Source organism: Curtobacterium sp. AG1037 (genome assembly GCF_003349855.1).
Classification (GTDB): Bacteria; Actinomycetota; Actinomycetes; order Actinomycetales; family Microbacteriaceae; genus Curtobacterium; species Curtobacterium citreum.
Genome location: NZ_QQAO01000023.1, coordinates 1 through 1,103, shown reverse-complemented (window position 1 = coordinate 1,103; position 1,103 = coordinate 1). Strand labels below are relative to the sequence as shown.

Below are 1,103 nucleotides of genomic sequence, written 5' to 3'. Positions count from 1 at the left end.
GTCCTAGTGGACGCGGGTGGTCTTGGCCAGTGCGGTTCTGGTGCCGCCGGTGAGGTGGACCAGGACCGGGAGTTGCTGGCCGAGGGTGGTGTCCAGGGTGCTGACGGCGTGGTCGACGGCGTCGAGGACGCTCACGGCGTCACCGCCGCGGCGGACGTGGACCCGGATCCGGGCGGCGCGCTGCTGCTTGACCGTGTACGCGTCGACCTTCGCGGCGACGACGTCGCGGACACCGTCGAGTTCGTGGTCGATGACGTCCCGCACGAGCGCGACGTTCACGGTGACCTGGTCGTCCCCGGTCTTCGTGCGGGCAGCGACACTGGTGCCGCCGCCGCCGCGGGTGAAGACCACGATCAGCGCCAGGACGATCACGACCGCGCACACGGCGGCGATGATCCACAGCGACGCCGCCGGGACGGTCACCTTGTCGGGCAGGGTCAGGGAGGGCTGGAGGGCGTCGCGGACGGGGGTGAGGACCCCGGCGCCGATGGTGACCCCGACGATGACCGCGACCAGGCCCAGCAGCAGCAGGATGATGCGGTTCAGGGTGCGGTTGGTGGTGGTCATGCCAGCGTTCCCTTCTGCTCCACGTGCACCTTCACGTGGGTGCCGTGCTTGCCGCCGAGCCGGCCGAGACGGTCCTGGACGGCTTGCTGGACGACGTGGGTGTCGACGGGGATACCGGACAGGGGCACCACCCGCACCTCGGTGCGGTGCCCACGTGCCGACGCGGATGCGTTGGACTCGGGGACGCCGGCGGCGAGGGCGGCCGCGTTCGCGGCGGTCGAGGCCAGGATCCTCGTGTCGATCACGACCGCGCCCCGGTCGTGGTCCACGACCGAGCGGGGCTGCCGGCCGGGCCCCACCGCCAGGACGATCAGGATGATCCCGGCGATCACGAGGACGGCGGCGATGACCTCGGCGATGGTCGTGAACGCGGCGTCGGGCTTGAGGGCGGCGTCGACGATGGTCTGCGGGTCGGCCAGCAGGGGGCGCTGGCCGATGGCCTTCAGGACCGCTTCGACGCCGATCCACGCCGCGACCAGGGCGGTGACGATCAGGGTGATCGCGACCGCGGTGGACCGGGACCGGTGCACGCTCCG

The 1,103-nt window shown here is 72.1% G+C and carries 2 protein-coding genes; both read right to left on the bottom strand.

What is annotated here, in order from left to right; all coding sequences use genetic code 11:
* Positions 1–3: 3 nt before the first annotated feature.
* Positions 4–567, bottom strand: coding sequence for a hypothetical protein (locus tag DEU32_RS16825; protein WP_114851555.1), 564 nt, complete (start codon positions 565–567; stop codon positions 4–6).
* The coding region (locus DEU32_RS17360; protein ID WP_114851554.1) for a DUF6286 domain-containing protein at positions 564–1,103 on the bottom strand (540 nt) is incomplete at its 5' end. The genes DEU32_RS16825 and DEU32_RS17360, both read right to left, overlap by 4 nt.